This window comes from Oceanimonas baumannii (assembly GCF_002245495.1).
GTDB classification, from domain to species: Bacteria; Pseudomonadota; Gammaproteobacteria; order Enterobacterales; family Aeromonadaceae; genus Oceanimonas; species Oceanimonas baumannii.
Window position 1 is genome coordinate 42,833 of record NZ_NQJF01000012.1, and the last position, 14,815, is coordinate 57,647.

A 14,815-nucleotide genomic window follows, 5' to 3' on the forward strand; every position below is an offset into this window, starting at 1 on the left:
TGCCGGTTCTTTATTAAAACAAGCTATAAAAACACTGTTTTTAGTTACAAAATGGCCCGTTATACGACGGGCCACCAAGGTTAGTGCATCACTTCATAAGAAAGTTCTGCATTATACAAAAAAATTGTGTCCGGGTGTTTATCTTTCATTCAGCAAGCAAGCGGCCATGTCATCGGCCATCTTTAGCATAAAGTGAAAATACCCTTCCGGACCTTCGCCGATATCACCTGCCAGTGGGTCGAGCTCGGCTACCCGGGCCTGGGTGCCGCGTACCACGGCATTGACCACGGCCGGGCGGAACTGAGGCTCGGCAAACACGCATTCGGCGCTGGACTGTTGCAGTGCCTGATGAATGCCGGCAACGGTCTGAGCGCCGGGGGCACGCTCCGGGCTGATGGTAAAGTGCCCCAGAGAAGGAATGTTATAGTGTTCTTCCCAGTAGCCATAGGCATCGTGAAACACAAAGTATCCCTTGTTTCTGGCGGGGGCCAGACGGGTTTCAACACGGAGATCGGCTTCGGACAATTTTGACTCAAACTGCGTCAGGTTTTGTTGATACCGATCAAGGTTGGCAGGATCCAGTTCGCTCAGGCGAGCAGTGATCAAGCGGGCGATCTGCAGGGCGTTATGTGGATCCAGCCAGATATGCGGATCCCGTGATCCATGATCGTGGCCATGATGATCGTCATCTTCCTGCTGAGCAATCACGATTTTATCGTTATCATGATGGCCGTGCGCATGATGATCTTCGTGCTCGTGCTCGTGCTCGTGCTCGTGCTCGTGAGGAAGGGATGCCATCAGTGCCAGGCTGCTGCTGCGTTGTGCCAGCAAAGGTTCAAGAAAGCGCTCCAGCTCCGGACCGGTCCAGACCACCAGATCGGCGTTTTTTATCCTGCGCAAATCTGACGGTTTAAGGGCATAGTCATGGGGGGAGGTACCTGGTGGCAATAATAGTCCGGCGGGCTTTCCTCCCTGAGTAATGGCATTGGCAATCAGTTGCAGGGGCTTAACGGTGGCAAGAACTTCAACGGCGCTGGCCTGACCGGCAAGCAGCAGTCCGAGAAAAAGCAGGGCTCTCATGGCGGGCATACTCTGATGATGGTGAATGGAATTTACCTGAAACGGAATGTTATAATATTACAAACATCGAAGTAAAGGCACATCTCCAATGACCAAACTGGTAGAGCTGACGGAAGTCGGCCTGGAGGCTGACGGTAACGTCATTCTTGATCGTATATCTCTCAGCCTGCATCGCGGTGAAATTCTGACCGTAGTTGGTCCTAACGGGGCCGGCAAAAGTTCGTTAATCAAACTGGTCCTGGAACTGCGCCGGGCAACCCAGGGCAGGCTGTGGCGCAAGCCGGGCCTGCGTGTGGGTTATGTGCCCCAGAAACTGCATCTGGATCCCGTGTTGCCGCTGACTGTGGCACGTTTTCTGAGTTTGTCCCGCGGACGGCGGCTGACGGTGGCACAGGCGCTGGCGCGGGTGGGGGCCGAGCGACTGGCTGAGCGTGCCATGCAGGCGCTTTCCGGTGGAGAGATGCAGCGTATTCTGCTGGCTCGGGCCCTGATGATGGCACCCGAGTTGCTGATTCTGGACGAGCCTGCCCAGGGAGTCGACGTACATGGACAGACCGAGCTGTATGCTCTGATTCAGCAACTGGCCGAAGAGCTGCAGTGCGGCGTGCTGATGGTATCCCACGATTTGCACCTGGTGATGGCCAGCACCCACAGAGTCATCTGTCTTAACCGCCATGTTTGCTGTCATGGCGAGCCTGAGCAGGTAGCCCGTCATCCCGAGTTTGCCCGTCTGTTCGGCCGGCCCGAGCTTGCTCAGCTGGCGGTGTATACCCACCATCACCATTGTGACGAGGAACACCACGGAGATGTACGCCATGTGGGATAGTTTTCTGCTTTATGCGCTGCTGGCTGGTCTGGGTATTGCCTTGCTGGCCGGCCCCCTGGGGAGTTTCGTAGTGTGGCGGCGCATGGCGTATTTCGGTGACACCCTGGCGCACTCGTCGCTGTTGGGGGTTGCCATGGGGCTGCTGTTGCAGGTCAATCTGACGCTGTCAGTGCTGGTGGCCTGTGTACTGCTGGGAATATTGCTGGCGGGATTACAGCGGGGCAGCCGGCTGGGAACCGACACCTTGCTGGGGATCCTGGCTCATACTGCCCTGTCTCTGGGGCTGGTATCACTGGCTTTTATGGATAACGTCCGGGTCGATCTGATGGCTTACCTGTTCGGTGATCTGCTGGCGATCCAGGCTTCGGATCTGGCCTGGATATATGGTGGTGGTGCTCTGTTGCTGCTGGTGTTGCGCCAGTTCTGGAGTCCGCTGCTGTCGATTACCGTGAGTGAGGAACTGGCCCGGGTGGAAGGGCTTAAAGTAGAGCGGCTCAAGTTGCTGCTGTTGCTGATGATCAGCGTGCTGATTGCAGTGGCGATGAAGTTTGTAGGGGCACTGATTATTACTTCATTGCTGATTATTCCTGCCGCCACCGCCCGTCGTTTCAGCCGCACTCCGGAGCAGATGGCCGCCCTGGCCTCGGGCATTGGTGTGCTGGCGGTGATTGGGGGGTTACAACTCTCGGTCAGTTACGACACCCCCACCGGCCCGTCGGTGGTGGTGGCCGCTGCCACCCTGTTTCTGTTGTCTCAGGTAGTGCCAAAGCGGGGCTAACCTGTAGCGTGAAGCAGACACTCTTGCCCTCCTTGGGCTAGCACCCAGTTGCCCGTTAGTTTCTAACCGGCAGCTCCGCCATTTTACGAAGTGACAGCGGGGATTGCCGTAGCCGCCCGTCAAATGCCATGGATGGCATTTGACGGGCGTTACATGGAGGTACTTGAAGCGTATCGCAACCGCGCTGTCGCTTCGTATTGCTGAGTTTTCCGGCTTCTAGCTCTTCAGAACCTCATGCACCCGCGCCCGGAGTGCGGGCAGCTCTTCCTGCTCAAACCAGGGGTTTTGCATCAGCCAGCGGCGATTGCGTGGAGATGGATGGGGAAGCGGCAGGCGCTCGGGGGAAAACTCCCGCCAGTGGCGCACTGTTTCGGTGAGGGTGGAGTAACGCTTGCCGAGATAATAGCGCTGCGCATACAGGCCGATGAACAGGGTCAGTTGAATATCCGGCAAGGCGGACAGAATACGTTCGTGCCAGGTCGGTGCGCATTCCGGACGGGGAGGCAGATCACCGCTTTTTCCCCGTCCCGGATAACAGAACCCCATGGGCATAATGGCGATCTGTTCAGGATCATAAAAGGTATCCCGGTTTACCTGCAGCCAGCGGCGCAGGGTGTCGCCGCTGGGATCGTTCCAGGGAATGCCGGTTTCATGTACCCGGGTGCCCGGTGCCTGACCGATGATCAAAATGCGCGCGTTTTTCCCCAGCTGTACCACGGGCCGTGGGCCAAGGGGGAGCTGGGCTTCACACAGCCGGCAGGTACGCACCTCGGCAAGCAGGGCTTTCATTAGTATCCCAGATCGAAATTCACCAGGCCTTCCATGGTTTTGCCTTCGATAAATTTCAGGTAGTTACGGCTGAAGCGGGTCACGATCTGATCCGGAAAGCTATAACCCGAGTTATGGGGGGTAATCACCACATTGGGCATATCCCACAGCGGGCTGTTTTCGGGCAGAGGCTCGGTCGCAAATACATCCAGCACCGCAGCGCCAATGCGACCGGTGCGCAGTGCGTGCAGCAGGGCTGTTTCGTTTACGGCATCGCCCCGGCCCACGTTACAGAAAATAACCCCGGGCTTGATATGATTCAGCCTGTCTTCATTAAACAATTCACGGGTTTCGGGCGTGGATGGCAGCACACTCACCACCACATCTGCCTGTGGCAGTACCTTGTTCAGGGCGGGGGGCTGAAAGGTGCGTTCAAAGTTGGGAGCTTCACGGCCGGTTCGGCTCATACCCAGTACCGTCATGCCAAAATGACGGGCGGTGCCGGCCACATGCTGGCCAATGCTGCCAGTACCCAGAATCAGCATGGTTTTCCCGGCCAGGCTTTGATAGGCGATGGGCTGCCAGTTGTGATGTCGTTGCTGCTCCCGGTAGTGGCGCAGATGGCGGGTCAGGGACAGTAGGTGAGCAAACACATACTCACTGACCAGCGGGCCGAAAATGCCGCGCACATTAGTGAGCTGATAGTCCTGGCGGGTACCGGGTTTAAGCAGGGCATCAACGCCGGCATAGGTGGACTGTACCCACTTCAGCTGGCGGGCCTCCTTTAGCCAGGGACGAATGCGGGCAGGTTCACCCAGCAGGATGTCGGCCCGTTCCAGAGCGGCACGGATCTCGTTGTCGTTGCCGGGCATCAGCACGGTCAGGCCCGGCAGATAGGCCTTGCCCAGCAGATCCTGATAGTGATGATTGTCCTGGCTGAGCAGCATCAGGGTATGATTGGCCATACCTGTATCTCCTTGAAATGGGGTGTTTGCTGGTTTTGTGAGACAATGACACAGGAAAAATCTTATACCAGTGTTAGCTCCGTAAACTGTGAGCCTGAAGGCAAACGCTCCCTGAGTAAACGGGGCTAACCCAACGACAAGGAATTTTGTGTGTTCGGCGATAAATTTTATAAAAAACTCAGTAAACTGACTCCCTGGCAGCAAACCGTGTTTGCGCTGGCACTGGCTGAGCGTATGTATCCCAATTACCGGCTGTTTGCCGACACCTCCGGCTTTGGTGACGGAGAACGTTTTCGCCATTGCCTGGATGAGCTCTGGACTTATCTGACCGTAAAAGGCTCCCGGGTGGATCTGTCTGCTGAGCTTGAGTCATTTGAAAATGTTATTCCGGATCCAAACAAATTTGAATCCTATGGTGCCTGGCCGGCCCTGGATGCCTGTGTGGCGCTGGGAGCTGCCTATAATTCCGTGATTTGCCGTATTGGCGAAGAAGCCCAGGAAGCCAGCAGTGCCTCACTGGGTACGGTAGCCGGCTTTGCCGAGCTGATGGCTGAACGTGAGCTGGAAGAGGCCGAGCTTTACGACCATGAACTGATGGAAGCTGAAATGGAGTTTCAGGTAGAGCTGCTGGAGCGGGTAGCACAACCCCGGGAAGCCGATACCATACTGGCAGTACGGGATTTTGCTGCCCAGGGAGGGGTATCCAATATTGGTATCGGGTTGGAATAAGGCACCTTTGGTGCCGTTACTCGTGCAGCAGGCTGCCTACCTGCAGCATGGGGGCCACGTCCAGATCGTGGGCGTTCATCATCGAGGAGATACGCTGAAGCGATGAGAGCAGCAGGTTCTGCTCCCACTCTTCCAGCGACTGAAAACGCTGAATAAAGCTTTCCTGCAGCGGACGTGGCGCGGTTTTCAGTTTTTCTATGCCGTCTTCGGTCAGTACGGCATGCACTTTCCGCTTATCGGTCTGGCTGCGCTCCCGGCGAACCAGACTTTTCTGTTCCAGGCGATCAATAATTGTTGTCGCGGTAGCCTGGCTCATATTGGTTGCCTGGGCCAGCTTGCGCATGGTGATATCACCATGCTCGCTGATGGACTGCATTAATAACAGCTGAGGGCCGGTCAGGCCGGACGCTTTGCTGAGCTGGCGCGAATGGAGATCGATGGCGCGAATGATCTGGCGCAGGGCCACCAGTACCTCTTCATGTTTTTCCACAATCAACCTGCTATCTCTTGATGTAATAAAGGGGCGCGTGCCGAAATTGCGCGCACCATAGCGCAAAACCGGTGAAGTGGAAAGATCAGCCTCATGGTTTGCGGGTCAGTATCGTGACTCATGGTCAATTGTATGTACAATTGAGTTCCACCAGCAGGAGGCCATGTGACCCAGTCGATTCCACTCTATAAGCAGATCAAGCAGCATATTCTGGCTCGTATCGAGTCGGGCGAGTATCCGCTGCATCAGCAGATCCCTCCCGAGCAGGAGCTGGCGGTGCAGTTTAAAGTCAGCCGCATGACTGCCCACAAGGCCATTCGCGATCTGGTACAGGAAGGTTATCTGATGCGCCGGGCCGGACTGGGTACCTTTGTTACCGAGCCCAAGGCCGAATCTCCCCTGGCCGATATCAACAATATCGCTGACGAAGTGCGCAGCCGCGGTCATGACTATGGTAACCGGGTAGTGGTGCTGGACAGCCGGCGCGCCGACGAGGAAGTGGCGCTCAATATGGGGATGCGGCTGAATTCAAAAGTGTTTCATTCGGTGCTGGTTCATCTGGAAAACGGCGTGCCCATTCAGGTGGAGGAACGTTTCGTCAATCCGCAACTGGCACCGGGTTACCTGCAGTGTGACTTTGGCCGTCAGACCCCTAATGCGTATCTGGTGACACAATGCCCGTTGTCTGACATGGAGCACATTGTTGAAGCCCGGCTGGCCCCGGCAGACATTGGTGACTGGCTGCAGATCCCACACCAGCAACCCTGCCTGCTGGTTACCCGCCGTACCTGGTCTCTCAACCAGCTGGTGAGTTTTGCCCGGCTCTGGCATCCCGGCAACCGCTACAAGCTGAGATCAACCCTGAAGCTGTAGGGAGCCGGGAATTCACGACTCCCAAGCCCCTGTTACCGCCAGCGGATCAGCTGCAGATCCAGGCTGTGGCTGCCGTCGGTGAGCTGAACTTCCTCATCCTGCAAGGTGGCAAACAGATCCATGCTGCGCTGGCACAGCTCTCCCAGCTGGGCCGGCTGGGGATCCGCCAGATGGAAGATCTCCAGTCTGGGTAGCTGGCCCAGCTCTATCTTGTGTTTGTTCCACCATTCGTCGGCGCTGCGGCCGCCATAGCTGTATATCACTACCTGCTCAGCCCGGGACAGGGCCTGCTTGATCCGCTTGACGCTGGGTTCACCCAGTTCCACCCACAGCACGATGCGGCCATCGGGTGCTTTTTGCCAAAGCTCCGGCTCATCGTCGGTACTCAGGCCCTTGGTAAAGCTCAGATCTTCATCGGCATGGCGGATAAAGGCCAGCAGCCGTACCATCAGGCGAATATCGGTTTCGGACGGATGCTGGGCCACGGTCAGGCTATGAGCCTGATAATAGTGGCGGGTCAGATCGCTGATATTGATGCGCACCTTGCGCAGGGTGGCGGAGAGAGCCATGAACGGGTTCCGTGTAAAAGCGGACATAGTAGCGGCAAGCGGCCTGATGAGCCATTAAAAAGCCCGTCGAGGACGGGCCGGTAAAATGACTGAAGCGGATTCAGGGAGCAATCAACATGCCTACCGGAATGGCCAGCAACAAGCTCAAAAAGGCGCGGATAAACCAGATAAGCACCAGGGTGCCCACTTTCAGAGGGATGCGGGTGGCCAGAATGCAGGGAATGGATGCCGAGAAAAACAGTACAGACGACACGCACACGACGCCGGCGGCAAAGCGGGCGACAAAATCAGCTTCTGCCATCAGCAGTGCCGGCAGAAACATTTCCGCCAGGCCCGAGGCGGTTGCCCGGGATAGCGCCATGCCTTCTTCCAGTCCCCATATCAGGGTGGCCGGGTAGAACAGATAACCCAGCCAGTCGAACAGGGGGGTGTATTTTGATACCAGCAGTCCCAGCAGCCCTACCGACATGATGGAAGGCAGAATGCTGATGGTCATCATCAGGCCGTCACGAAAGTTTTCCAGTACGTTGCGGGGCAGGGGCGGGGCCTGCTCTGCAACCCGCAGGCCGTTTTGCCAGGCGACCGCCAGACGTTTTCCGGGCTCTCCCACCGGCTCCCGGTGCTCGGCGCTGTCATCCATGCGGGACAGGGGGGGTAACCTGACGGTAATGGCAGTGACCACAAAGGTGATGAGCAGCGTCAGCCAGAAATACTGATTCCAGATATCCATCAAATCCAGGGTCTTGGCCACAATAATCATAAAGGTGGCAGAGACGGTGGAAAAGCCGGTGGCGATAATGGCGGCTTCCCGGGCGGAGTAGTGCCCGGCGCGGTATACCCGGTTGGTGATCAGCAACCCGATGGAATAACTACCCACAAAGGAGGCCACCGCATCAATGGCTGAGCGCCCTGGGGTGCGCCAGACCGGCCGCATCAGCTTCTGTACCAGAATACCGATGGCTTCCAGCATGCCGTAGCCAACCAGAAAGGCGAGAAACACAGAGCCGACCGGCACAATCAGTCCGACCGAAATCACCAGCTTGTTAAACAGAAAGGGCAGCATGTCCGGGGTTTGCAGTGCCGCCGGCCCCGCGCCGGTGAGGGCCAGCGCGCCGGCAATCACGCCCAGCCATTTGAGCAACATAAATATCTTATCGGTAAGGCTGCGTCGCCATTGCCCGCTGACCAGCGGATGCAGGGCTCCCGCCAGTATCATGGCCATGGCATACCAGCCGGCACCGGTGTCTCCCAGAGCGGTGCGTAACCAGCCCACCATATGATCCAGAGGGATACTGGTTTTTCCGGCCAGGGTGACAGGAATAAAAAAGATAAAGATACCCACGGCGCTGAGCCCAAGCAGGCGAAGGTTTGCCTGCAGGGAAGCGCGGGAATCGGTGGTGGCGTACTGCATTGAATAAACCTCCCTGTATTTTGTTTATTTAATGTATATACATAAACGCTGTTAATGTTAATGGTATGTTTTTGTTTCATGTGATCACTGTCAAAAAATGTATGGTTTTTTAAATTTTGCCTTGATAGTCTTATTTTATGAGTTTAAATGTATATACAAATAGAGCAGCAAGGAGCCAGTCATGTCACAAGCGGATCGCCTCTGGATCAACGTCACCCTGTTCAATGGCCTTAATACCGCCGTTGAGCCCATGGCGGTGGCGGTAACAAACGGCCTCGTTACCCGGGTGAGCCCGATGCGCGAACTGCCGGCCAGCGAGCAGGTAGCCGTAGAGGTGATTGATGCCGGAGGCAGGCTGCTGACCCCCGGGCTGGTGGACTGCCATACCCACCTGGTGTTTGGCGGCAACCGTGCCGGCGAGTTCGAGGCCCGGCTGGAAGGCAAAAGCTACGAAGAGATTGCCCGTGCCGGCGGCGGCATAATCAGCACGGTGCGCGCAACCCGCTCTGCCAGTGAAGACGAGCTGTTTAACGCCGCCTTGCCACGGCTGGAGGCACTGATGGCGGAAGGGGCAACCACGGTGGAGATCAAATCCGGTTATGGCCTGACCGTAGAACACGAGCTCAAAATGTTGCGGGTAGCCCGCCGTCTGGGCCGGGAACGGCCGGTGCGGGTGGTGACCACTCTGCTGGGTGCCCATGCCTTGCCGCCGGAATATAAAGACGACGCCGACGGGTATATCGAGCTGGTGTGCAATCACATGATCCCGGCGGCGGCCGCCGAGGGGCTGGCCGACGCAGTGGACGTGTTTTGTGAAGGCATTGCCTTTTCGGTGGAACAGTGCCAGCGGGTGTATGCCGTCGCCAAAGAACATGGTCTGGCCATCAAGGGCCATACCGAGCAATTGTCCAACCTCGGCGGCAGTGCCGCGGCGGCCCGGGCCGGGGCTCTGTCGGTAGATCATATTGAATATCTGGATGAAGCCGGAGTGAAGGCGCTGGCCGAGAGCGGGACCGTTGCCACCCTGTTGCCCGGTGCCTTTTATATGCTGCGAGAAACCCGGGTGCCGCCCATTGAGTTGTTGCGCCGCTATGAGGTGCCCATGGCCCTGGCCACTGACGCTAATCCCGGTACCTCACCTATTTTCAGCCTGCGGCTGATGCTGAACATGGCCTGTACCCTGTTCCGGCTGACGCCGCAGGAAGCCCTGTGCGGAATCACTGCTCACGGTGCGCGGGCACTGGGGCTGCAGGAGCAGACCGGGCGTATTGCCCCTGGCTTGCAGGCGGATCTCTGCCTGTGGAACACGAACAATCCGGCCGAGCTGGCTTACAGCGTGGGTCTGCCCACTCTGGCACAGCGAGTTATTGCCGGAAAGACACACTGAATTGACACCACCGTATTTATTACGAAACCGAAGAGGGAATTTTCCATGTCACAGCAACACGATCGTCACGATACTAGCCGTGTTATCAAGGCGCCCACCGGCGTTAACAAAATCTGTAAAAGCTGGCTCACCGAAGCCGCTTACCGCATGCTGCACAACAACCTGCACCCGGACGTGGCCGAGCGCCCCGAAGATCTGGTGGTATACGGTGGTATTGGCCGTGCGGCCCGCAACTGGCCCTGCTTTGATCGTATCAAGGATGTGCTGACCCGGCTGGAAGACGACGAAACCCTGCTGATCCAGTCCGGCAAGCCGGTGGGCGTGTTCAAGACCCACGCCGATGCACCGCGGGTACTGCTGGCCAACTCCAACCTGGTGCCCCACTGGGCCAACTGGGAGCACTTCAACGAGCTCGATAAAAAAGGCCTGATGATGTATGGCCAGATGACCGCCGGATCCTGGATCTACATCGGCTCTCAGGGCATTGTGCAGGGCACCTACGAAACCTTTGTGGCCATGGCCAAGCAGCACTTCAACGGCGAAGCCAAAGGCCGCTGGATCCTCACCGGCGGTCTGGGCGGCATGGGCGGTGCCCAGCCCCTGGCTGCTACCATGGCCGGCTTCAGCTGTATTGCGGTGGAATGCGACGAGACCCGTATCGATTTCCGTCTGCGTACCCGCTATGTCGACAAAAAGGCGCACAGCCTGGATGAGGCTCTGGGCATCATCGATGAAGCCCACGCCAAGGGCGAAGCGGTGTCTGTGGGTCTGCTCGGAAACTGTGCCGACATCTTCCCGGAGATTGTTGAGCGCGGCATCGTGCCGGATGTGACCACCGATCAGACCAGTGCCCACGATCCGCTGAACGGCTACCTGCCGCAGGGCTGGACCATGGAATACGCCGCTGAAATGCGTCAGAAGGACGAAGCCGCTGTGGTGGATGCCGCCAAGGAGTCCATGGCCATTCAGGTGCGCGCCATGCTGGCGCTGCAGGAGCGTGGTTCGGCCGCTACCGACTACGGCAATAACATTCGCCAGATGGCCAAGGAAAAGGGTGTTGAGAACGCCTTTGACTTCCCCGGTTTCGTGCCAGCCTATATTCGCCCGCTGTTCTGCCAGGGTATCGGCCCGTTCCGCTGGGTGGCGCTGTCCGGTGATCCGGAAGATATTTACAAGACCGACGCCAAGGTGAAGGAGCTGATCCCCGACGATCCGCACCTGCACAACTGGCTCGATATGGCCCGGGAACGGATCAGCTTCCAGGGACTGCCGGCCCGGATCTGCTGGGTTGGCCTCAAGGATCGTGCCCGTCTCGGCCAGGCCTTTAACGACATGGTCAAAAGCGGCGAACTCAAGGCACCCATCGTGATCGGCCGGGATCACCTGGACTCCGGCTCGGTGGCCAGCCCCAACCGGGAAACCGAAGCCATGCAGGACGGCTCTGATGCGGTTTCCGACTGGCCGCTGCTGAACGCCCTGCTGAACACCGCCGGCGGTGCCACCTGGGTATCTCTGCACCATGGCGGTGGTGTGGGTATGGGCTTCAGCCAGCACTCGGGAGTGGTGATCGTCGCCGATGGTACCGATGCCGCCGCCGCCCGTCTGGGCCGGGTGCTGCGTAACGACCCGGGTACCGGAGTCATGCGTCACGCCGATGCCGGTTATGATATTGCCATTGACTGTGCCCGCGAGCAGGGGCTGGATCTGCCGATGGTTACTGTGAGCTGAGTACAAACTTTGCAATAAAAAGGGAGCCGGCCTGGAGGGTCGGCTTTCGTTCCGGTTTTGATGCAATGTGTACAAGGAAGACATCATGTCTGTAAACGGAAAGAAAAGCCTTAATGTCGGGGTATTTGCCCCGGCTTTTGCGATTGTACTTATCGCCGTGGCCGTGGGCCTGATCAACAATGAGCTACTGGTGAACGTAGCCAAGAATATTTTCTATTTTTCGCTCTCTGATTTTGCCTGGTTGTATCAGCTGCTGGCAGTATTGGCACTGGGGGTAGTGGGGTACATCTTCTTCTCCAAAGCTGGAGATATTCGTTTGGGCGGAGCAAATGCCAAGCCGAAGTTCTCGATGGCATCCAACTTTGCGATGGCCCTGACCGGGGGAATTGCGACCGGCGTCGTTACCTATTCCGTGAACGAACCTATTATCTACATGGGAAATATATACGGGGAAATCGGTAACCAGTCGTTTTCAGCCAATAGCGCCGAAGCCGCGATCTTCGCCATTGCCAGAAGCTTCCATAACTGGAGCTTTATACCCTACGCGATTTATTCCATTGTCGGTCTGATGATCGGCTATATGCATTATAACCGTAAGCAGGCCTTCTCCATTGCCTCTACCATCTCCCCGGTTATAGGCAGCAAGGAACGCAAGCCGGTAGTTCGTTCCTTGATCGATATTATTTCGGTACTGGCGATTGCACTGGGTCTGGCTTCTTCTCTGGGGGCAGGCTTAGCCCTGATCAGCTCAGGCATTGAAGCAGAGTACGGCATTCAGTCGAACCCCATTACCTGGCTGGTGCTGACGCTGATCATTGCTGCCATTTTTATTACTTCTGCGCTATCCGGGCTGAAGCGTGGCATCAAGTTTCTTTCGTCGATCAATGCCTATATTTTCTATGCGTTTGTGGTAATTCTTTTGCTGGTAGGACCCGTCAGTTATATTTTGAGCCTGTCAGTGACCAGCTTGGGCTACTGGTTGGATAATTTCTTTCTATGGGCGTTTGATACCAAGGAATCTGGTGGTGAGGCCCTGGTCACCTGGTGGACCATGTACGACTGGTCCATCTGGATTGCATATGCTCCTCTGATGGGGTTATTTCTGGCGCGTATTTCCTACGGTCGCACCCTGCGTGAGTTTCTGATCATTAACTGGATCCTGCCTTCTGTATTCGGCATTGTCTGGTTTGCTATTTGGGGGGGATCCGCTCTTAAGTGGCAGCTGGACGGTACTCTGGATCTGGTGAAGGTTGTGTCCGAAAACGGGGCCGTTTCGGGGCTGTGGGGCTTCCTGCAACACTTACCTTTTTCGACCGTGTTGGTTCCCTTGGCGATTTTCACACTGATCATCTCTTTTGCTACCGCAGCCGACTCCATGTCGTCCACCATTGCTACCATCTGTACTAAGAATATCAATGCAGAGGAAGAATCCCCCAAAGCCCAGAAGGTAATCTGGGGTGTGTCCATCAGTGTAATTGCCTACATCATGGTGGCTTTCGGAGGTGGTGCTCAAGGGGTTGATGGGATCAAATATCTTGCCGCAGCTGGCGGTTTCACCGTGCTATTCCTATTCGTTCTGATCGTTGCGTCCAGCATTAGGGTGTTCATCACTAAGAAGGACGGAGAACGTGTCGAGCAGCCGGACTCAGCTCTCTTGCCGGGAGGCGTTCATGAATAATCAGCCATCACCGGTCATTATCGGGCAACAAACAGCAGAATGGAGAAATGTGGTTCAGGTAGCACGTCAAGGGGCTCATCTTTCCTTGTCTGCCTGTGCCTGGGAGCGGATTAACTTAGCCCGCCGGGCTGTTGAGACTTTCTCTGACTCTGGCCAACCCTATTATGGTATCAATACTGGTCTGGGTGCCCTGTGTCACGTCGTGCTCGACCGTAGCCAGCTACAGCAACTCTCTTGGCACACCCTGATGAGTCATTCCTGTGGCATCGGTGAACCACTCAAGCGGGAGCAGGTACGAGCCATCATTTGTGCGGCGGTGATTAACTACAGTCACGGTTGCTCCGGGGTTAGTCCAGAGGTTGTTGAGGGGCTTATCCGCCTGCTCAACGAGGATATTGTGCCTCGGGTGCCTGCCCAAGGCTCCGTCGGCTACCTGAGTCATATGGCACACATAGGGTTGGCCCTGCTGGGTGAGGGGGAAGTTGAGTTCCGCGGCCGGGTAATGCCGGCTCGGCAGGCGCTGGATGCTATCGGAATGGAGGCGGTGATACTTGGGCCCAAGGATGGCCTCAGCCTGGTTAACGGTACTCCGGCCATGACCGGCCTGGCTTGCCTGACACTTGCAGACGCCACTCGGCTGGCCTTTTGGGCTGATGTTATCGGTGCCATGAGCTTTGAGGCTTTGCGGGGTCAACTCGATGCCTTGTCGCCGGCGGTGATTCAACGCAAGACGCACAGAGGCGTTCAGCAAAGTAGTGAGAATTTGCGCCGGTTGTTGCAGGACAGCCAGGTGCTGGCCCGGAGTCAGGGAGAGCATCTGCAGGATGCTCTTAGTTTGAGATCCATTCCTCAGGTGCACGGGGCTTGTCGAGATCAACTGACACACGCTGTGGGACAGGTGAATGCCGAGCTGAACTCTGCAACTGATAACCCAATGCTGATCAAGGAAGAGGGAGAATATCGCGTTATTTCCCAGGCTAATCCCCATGGAGAATCCGTGGCCATGGCCTGCGATCTGCTGGCGATTGCCGTCTGTGAGTGGAGTTCTATTTCCGAGCGGCGTAGTTTCCGTCTGGTTACTCCTCAAGCCAACAAGTTACCACCCTTCCTGACCTACGGCAGTGGGGTCAAGTCAGGCATGATGATAGCGCAATATTCGGCTTCGTCTCTGGTGGCTGACAACAAGCGCCTAGCGCAACCGGCAGTGACTGATAATTACCTGACTTCGGGGTTGCAGGAAGACCACCTGAGTTTGGGGGAAAGCAGTGCATTGAAGCTTGATAAGGCGCTGGATAACGCATTCCACGTACTGGCCATCGAATACCTGTTGGCCGCCCAAGCATTTGACTTGATTGAACAACCGTTATTTGGCTGCGGCACCGGATTGGCCTGGCGGCAACTGAGAGAGCGTGTTGCCTTCTATGAAGAAGAACACTCGCTTCACCTGGATATTCGCGCAACCTATGAATTGCTGCGGGATGAATCATCGTTAGCGGCACTGTGCCGGCTATTTCCTCAACTGAATGCCTGAGG

The 14,815-nt window shown here is 56.7% G+C and carries 14 protein-coding genes; 8 read left to right on the forward strand and 6 right to left on the reverse strand.

Features of this window, described 5'->3' with window-relative positions:
• Positions 1 to 138: 138 nt before the first annotated feature.
• The gene (znuA, locus tag B6S09_RS14190) at positions 139 to 1,080 is read right to left on the reverse strand and encodes a zinc ABC transporter substrate-binding protein ZnuA (RefSeq protein ID WP_094279233.1); all 942 of its coding nucleotides are present in this window, start codon (positions 1,078 to 1,080) and stop codon (positions 139 to 141) included.
• A gap of 88 nt (positions 1,081 to 1,168) precedes the next feature.
• On the opposite strand from znuA, the gene znuC reads away from it, so the two are divergent.
• Together znuC and znuB are read left to right on the forward strand one after the other, a co-directional pair.
• Complete coding sequence (gene znuC, locus B6S09_RS14195) at positions 1,169 to 1,906, forward strand: zinc ABC transporter ATP-binding protein ZnuC (protein ID WP_094279154.1); 738 nt, start codon at positions 1,169 to 1,171, stop codon at positions 1,904 to 1,906.
• Complete coding sequence (gene znuB, locus B6S09_RS14200) at positions 1,896 to 2,684, forward strand: zinc ABC transporter permease subunit ZnuB (RefSeq protein WP_094279155.1); 789 nt, start codon at positions 1,896 to 1,898, stop codon at positions 2,682 to 2,684. The genes znuC and znuB overlap by 11 nt, the downstream gene beginning before the upstream one ends.
• Positions 2,685 to 2,900: 216 nt before the next feature.
• On the opposite strand, the gene B6S09_RS14205 is transcribed toward znuB, so the two are convergent.
• Positions 2,901 to 3,473, reverse strand: a complete 573-nt coding sequence (locus B6S09_RS14205; protein WP_094279156.1) for a uracil-DNA glycosylase family protein — start codon at positions 3,471 to 3,473, stop codon at positions 2,901 to 2,903.
• Positions 3,473 to 4,417, reverse strand: coding sequence for a D-2-hydroxyacid dehydrogenase (locus B6S09_RS14210; RefSeq protein ID WP_094279157.1), 945 nt, complete (start codon positions 4,415 to 4,417; stop codon positions 3,473 to 3,475). Before B6S09_RS14210 ends, B6S09_RS14205 begins: the two co-directional genes overlap by 1 nt.
• 150 nt (positions 4,418 to 4,567) lie before the next feature.
• Between B6S09_RS14210 and B6S09_RS14215 the strand changes: the two genes are divergently transcribed.
• Positions 4,568 to 5,146, forward strand: coding sequence for a YjaG family protein (locus B6S09_RS14215; RefSeq protein WP_094279158.1), 579 nt, complete (start codon positions 4,568 to 4,570; stop codon positions 5,144 to 5,146).
• Between the two features lie 16 nt (positions 5,147 to 5,162).
• On the opposite strand, the gene B6S09_RS14220 is transcribed toward B6S09_RS14215, so the two are convergent.
• Positions 5,163 to 5,636 carry a MarR family winged helix-turn-helix transcriptional regulator gene (locus tag B6S09_RS14220; protein ID WP_094279234.1) on the reverse strand — a complete coding sequence of 158 codons (474 nt, stop codon included), beginning with the start codon at positions 5,634 to 5,636 and terminating at the stop codon, positions 5,163 to 5,165.
• Between the two features lie 165 nt (positions 5,637 to 5,801).
• Here B6S09_RS14220 and hutC point away from each other — a divergent pair, with 165 nt between their 5' ends.
• Positions 5,802 to 6,509, forward strand: a complete 708-nt coding sequence (gene hutC / locus B6S09_RS14225; protein WP_094279159.1) for a histidine utilization transcriptional repressor HutC — start codon at positions 5,802 to 5,804, stop codon at positions 6,507 to 6,509.
• A 32-nt stretch (positions 6,510 to 6,541) separates the two neighbouring features.
• Here hutC and B6S09_RS14230 read toward each other — a convergent pair whose 3' ends face one another.
• A complete protein-coding gene (locus B6S09_RS14230; protein WP_094279160.1) occupies positions 6,542 to 7,078 on the reverse strand; it encodes a YaeQ family protein in 537 nt (178 codons plus the stop codon).
• A 100-nt stretch (positions 7,079 to 7,178) separates the two neighbouring features.
• Positions 7,179 to 8,489 carry a YjiH family protein gene (locus B6S09_RS14235; RefSeq protein ID WP_094279161.1) on the reverse strand — a complete coding sequence of 437 codons (1,311 nt, stop codon included), beginning with the start codon at positions 8,487 to 8,489 and terminating at the stop codon, positions 7,179 to 7,181.
• 181 nt (positions 8,490 to 8,670) lie between these two features.
• Between B6S09_RS14235 and hutI the strand changes: the two genes are divergently transcribed.
• The 4 genes from hutI to B6S09_RS14255 all read left to right on the forward strand — a co-directional run bounded on the left by hutI (position 8,671) and on the right by B6S09_RS14255 (position 14,813).
• Positions 8,671 to 9,876 (forward strand): imidazolonepropionase, encoded by a 1,206-nt coding sequence (gene hutI / locus B6S09_RS14240; protein ID WP_094279162.1) that lies wholly within the window; start codon positions 8,671 to 8,673, stop codon positions 9,874 to 9,876.
• A 45-nt stretch (positions 9,877 to 9,921) separates the two neighbouring features.
• Positions 9,922 to 11,604, forward strand: a complete 1,683-nt coding sequence (hutU, locus tag B6S09_RS14245; protein WP_094279163.1) for a urocanate hydratase — start codon at positions 9,922 to 9,924, stop codon at positions 11,602 to 11,604.
• 85 nt (positions 11,605 to 11,689) lie between these two features.
• Complete coding sequence (locus B6S09_RS14250; protein ID WP_094279164.1) at positions 11,690 to 13,282, forward strand: BCCT family transporter; 1,593 nt, start codon at positions 11,690 to 11,692, stop codon at positions 13,280 to 13,282.
• Positions 13,275 to 14,813: an HAL/PAL/TAL family ammonia-lyase gene (locus B6S09_RS14255; RefSeq protein ID WP_094279165.1), complete on the forward strand. Its 1,539-nt coding sequence runs from the start codon at positions 13,275 to 13,277 to the stop codon at positions 14,811 to 14,813. The genes B6S09_RS14250 and B6S09_RS14255 overlap by 8 nt, the downstream gene beginning before the upstream one ends.
• Positions 14,814 to 14,815: the final 2 nt, after the last annotated feature.

Excerpts from the sequence above, each read along its gene's own strand:
- B6S09_RS14255 (WP_094279165.1), top strand. The coding sequence starts at position 13,275 with ATGAATAATCAGCCATCACCGGTCATTATCGGGCAACAAACAGCAGAA.
- B6S09_RS14210 (WP_094279157.1), bottom strand. The coding sequence starts at position 4,417 with ATGGCCAATCATACCCTGATGCTGCTCAGCCAGGACAATCATCACTAT.
- B6S09_RS14250 (WP_094279164.1), top strand. The coding sequence starts at position 11,690 with ATGTCTGTAAACGGAAAGAAAAGCCTTAATGTCGGGGTATTTGCCCCG.
- znuA (WP_094279233.1), bottom strand. The coding sequence starts at position 1,080 with ATGAGAGCCCTGCTTTTTCTCGGACTGCTGCTTGCCGGTCAGGCCAGC.
- hutI (WP_094279162.1), top strand. The coding sequence starts at position 8,671 with ATGTCACAAGCGGATCGCCTCTGGATCAACGTCACCCTGTTCAATGGC.
- B6S09_RS14230 (WP_094279160.1), bottom strand. The coding sequence starts at position 7,078 with ATGGCTCTCTCCGCCACCCTGCGCAAGGTGCGCATCAATATCAGCGAT.
- B6S09_RS14235 (WP_094279161.1), bottom strand. The coding sequence starts at position 8,489 with ATGCAGTACGCCACCACCGATTCCCGCGCTTCCCTGCAGGCAAACCTT.
- znuC (WP_094279154.1), top strand. The coding sequence starts at position 1,169 with ATGACCAAACTGGTAGAGCTGACGGAAGTCGGCCTGGAGGCTGACGGT.
- B6S09_RS14205 (WP_094279156.1), bottom strand. The coding sequence starts at position 3,473 with ATGAAAGCCCTGCTTGCCGAGGTGCGTACCTGCCGGCTGTGTGAAGCC.
- znuB (WP_094279155.1), top strand. The coding sequence starts at position 1,896 with ATGTGGGATAGTTTTCTGCTTTATGCGCTGCTGGCTGGTCTGGGTATT.
- hutU (WP_094279163.1), top strand. The coding sequence starts at position 9,922 with ATGTCACAGCAACACGATCGTCACGATACTAGCCGTGTTATCAAGGCG.